This window comes from Endozoicomonas sp. ONNA2 (assembly GCF_024606365.1).
Lineage (GTDB): Bacteria > Pseudomonadota > Gammaproteobacteria > Pseudomonadales > Endozoicomonadaceae > Endozoicomonas.
On sequence record NZ_JAHHPO010000168.1, the window covers coordinates 1 to 3,646 of the forward strand.

Consider the following 3,646-nt stretch of genomic DNA (forward strand, 5'->3'; position numbering starts at 1 on the left):
ACTAAAAATTTCCGACTTTTTAGACCAATTTGCTGCCACCGCACGACTGCATGGATGCAGGAGCTAGAGCAACGCAGGAGCAGTTGCCGCGTAGGGCGGTCTATTCTCGGACAGCCTCCTGGAGCTTTCATGACAGAGGGTGAGAAACCATCGTCATGAGCATTGATAATCTGATGGTGTTCTGTCCATTCTCAATCATTTGGTGTGTAGGCCGTGTCGTCGCTGTCATTGCTGATGCTGTCACTGCCATCCAGCCGGTCTCGCTTGGACTGGGCTCGGGCAATTACCTCGATGCACTCTGTGTGGCCCTCTGCCTGAGCGATTTGCATTGGGGTTCTGGCAAAATTATCAACGGTATCAACCCGTCCCCCATTATCCAGAAGTATCTCCAGGCATGCTGCATTGCCAGCAGCGGCGGCGAGATGCATGGGTGTCAAGCCATTGTCGTTTTGGGCATTAAGGTCTGCACCAAAGCACAGCAGGGTGCTCAGGATAATCTCGTAATTTTCCATGGCTGCTATATGCAGGGGCGTACAGCCATGGGCACTGCGGTAATTGGTTGATGCCCCGGCCTTGAGCAGTTCCTCCAGGCACTGTGGGTTATTTAACTGCACAGCGTGTTGCAGTGGGGTCATACCATACTGATCTTGGCATTGCATGCTGTCTGGTTCGAAATTAGGCAGGTTGAACACAGTGTTCAGGCAATCGATATGGCCATGTTGTGCCAGAATATGCAGCAGGGTATAGCCCTCATCGGTGGTGGCATTGATGTCCGCATTGTGGTCAATCAGGATTTTCATGCACGTGTTGTGTCCAATCTTACCCGCGAAGTGCAAGGGCGTCTGGCCATCGGCACTGCGTACATTGATGTCTATATTGGCCAGCGAGGTCAGAATCAGCAGGCACTGCTCTTTTCCTGCCAGGGCGGCCAGATGAATGGGCGTTTTGCCTTGGTGTTCACGGGCATTTATATCGGCACCGGAGATGATCAGCAAGTGCATGACCCGGTCGCAACCACCCATGGCGGCGAAGTGGAGCGGGGTCTCGCCTGCGGCAGCCCGGGCATTAATATCCACTCCCTGCTTGATCAGGAAGGTCGCACTCTCCAGGCTTTCATGGCCAGCAGCAATGTGTAGCGGGGTCAAGTGCGAGTAGCGACTGATTTCATCGGAGATCGTGCTGTCAAGCCTGGCTCCGTGGTGGTGCAGAACTTCCATGCACTGGTGACGACCATGCCTTGCAGCGATATGGAGGGGGAGCCAACTATCGTTTCTTCTCCAGTTAACTTCGGCTTTTTTTTGGGCCAGATAATGGACAATGTGGCTGTGGCCCATTTCGGAGGCAATATGCAAGGGGGTCCGGCCGGATTCGTCACTGCTATCGATCTGTGCTCCTTTGGAGAGCAGAATCTCAATACATGGCAAACTGTTTTCGCTTCCAGCTGCATAGTGCAGGGGGGTCCAATGGTGGATATCCCTGGCATTGGGATCGGCATGGCTGTTGAGCAGCAGTTGCAGACACTGCACATGCCCACTGCACCGGTGCAGGGCGGTCAGGCCTGTCTGGCCGGTGGCATCGACCTCAGCTCCGTTGTGGAGCAGAAACTCAATACCGCGGCTCCAGCAATATTTTGCGGCAATGTGCAGGGGGGTTATGCCCATAGCTGCGGCAGCATTAATGTCGGCCTTTTGGTCAAGTAAGCGTTGCATGAACTCCAGACCCTGTTGCCGGGTGGCAAGGTGCAGGGGAGTCCAGCCATTGTTGTTGACCGCATCGATTTCAGCCCCCTTGTCAAGCAGGATTTGCAGGCAGATCATGGGGTTTTTTCCGACTGCGGCCTTGATGGCAGTAATTGTTTTACCATTGTCGTTTAAAGTTTCCGGGCCGGGCGACTCTACGGACTGGCTGGCCCCGGGGTTGCAACCTTCAGCGACCATGTGCAGGGCCGAGTTGTTGTTGGTGTCCCTGGCATTAACGTCTGCACCATAATCGAGCAATAATTTCAGGCCAGCTATGTCACTATTTTCAGCAGCGATGAGCAACAACGGGGCTTTTCCGTTGATTATTGGCGAAACAAAGCATTCAGAGGCAATCTCCGGGTCCTGCTGTAGTATCTGTGCCAGCTTGTCATGGTTGCCGCTGCGACAGGCCTGCAAGGGGAGAGCCTCGCAATAGGGTGAGGGCTCGTAGAATTTCGCCCCGGTCTCGCGCACCATTGGCAAGACCGGAGTTTGGCAGATAGCGCAGGGTATTTTTGCAAGCTCACTCTTGTTGCGCTGGTCAAGCTGATGGGTAATGCACTTTTCATGGTAACGGTGCTGGCAATTGGCCAGAAGAACAGAGCGTTGTTCAAACAAACCATTATTACATAGTGGACAGGTATCATTGCGCACACCCGGATGGGTTGACGAGATACTGAGTAATGATGTAAGCATCAGAAATCCTGAGTTGAATAGCCATCGGACAGAAAATAGTTCCAAGCCTAGCAGGCAAGCGAGTGTCTTGCTGGACTGGATGCGGGCATAGCCTTACCTTTCTTCGGAAATTATCTTATGCTTCGGTTAACACCGGATAAGGAGTTGCCCATGGCAGATGCAGCGTATGTTCCTCCCGAGGTTTGGACCTGGGAAAGCGAGAATGGTGGCCAGTTTGCTGGTATCAACCGGCCAACGGCGGGAGCCCGTTTTGACCAGCCGCTGCCTGTTGGCAAGCACCCATTCCAGCTTTATTCAATGGCAACTCCTAATGGTGTGAAAGTCACCATACTGTTTGAAGAGTTGTTGGCACTGGGAATTAAAGAGGCGGAGTACGACGCTTTTCTGATTGAAATTATGGCAGGGGAGCAGTTTGGTTCGGGCTTTGTTGGCATAAATCCTAACTCAAAGATTCCTGCCCTGGTGGATCGAAGTAATGGCGTTGAGATACCTGTTTTTGAGTCAGGCGCCATTCTTCTTTATTTGGCGGAAAAATTTAATGCGTTTATCCCGGCGGAACCTGCCCGGCGGGCACAGTGTCTCTCATGGCTGTTCTGGCAGGTAGGCAGTGGTCCATATCTGGGTGGGGGCTTTGGCAATTTCTATGCCTATGCGCCGGAAAAATACCAGTACCCCATTGATCGCTTTGCCATGGAGGTAAAGCGTCAGCTGGATATGTTAAACCGGCATCTGGCAAACAATACTTATGTATGCGCCGATGAGTATACCATTGCGGATATGGCGATCTGGCCATGGTACGGCGCCCTGGTAGAAGGCAAAATCTACGATGCTGCACAGTTCCTCCAGGTAGACAGCTACCAACATATTGTTCGATGGTCCAGCCATATTGGGCATCGACAGGCCGTTCAGCGTGGGAAAATGGTCAACCGCACCTGGGGTGATCCATCTGGACAGCTGAGAAACCGCCACGATGCTTCTGATTTTGAACTCAGGACCCAGGATAAACTGGAAGCTTCAGAATAATGATCTGTTTCAAAATAACTTCATCATTTTACCGCATTTTTGCGTAAAGCCTCGCCCAGTCGGGCGAGGATACAAGCAACCAGCCGGGATGCCGGACCACCGATTGGACTGGGGGTGAGATTCCATAACAGATGTTATTATTCGTTATATATTCCTGAATTCGTATAATAAATGCATAACCTCTGTAA

The 3,646-nt window shown here is 52.1% G+C and carries 2 protein-coding genes; one reads left to right on the forward strand and one right to left on the reverse strand.

What is annotated here, in order from left to right; all coding sequences use genetic code 11:
• Positions 1–191 precede the first annotated feature (191 nt).
• Positions 192–2,435, reverse strand: coding sequence for an ankyrin repeat domain-containing protein (locus tag KDK14_RS03090; protein WP_257263556.1), 2,244 nt, complete (start codon positions 2,433–2,435; stop codon positions 192–194).
• Between the two features lie 150 nt (positions 2,436–2,585).
• Here KDK14_RS03090 and yghU point away from each other — a divergent pair, with 150 nt between their 5' ends.
• The gene (gene yghU / locus KDK14_RS03095; RefSeq protein WP_257263557.1) at positions 2,586–3,458 is read left to right on the forward strand and encodes a glutathione-dependent disulfide-bond oxidoreductase; all 873 of its coding nucleotides are present in this window, start codon (positions 2,586–2,588) and stop codon (positions 3,456–3,458) included.
• Positions 3,459–3,646: the final 188 nt, after the last annotated feature.

Coding starts and splice junctions, on each gene's coding strand:
- KDK14_RS03090 (WP_257263556.1), bottom strand. CDS start 2,435: ATGCTTACATCATTACTCAGTATCTCGTCAACCCATCCGGGTGTGCGC.
- yghU (WP_257263557.1), top strand. CDS start 2,586: ATGGCAGATGCAGCGTATGTTCCTCCCGAGGTTTGGACCTGGGAAAGC.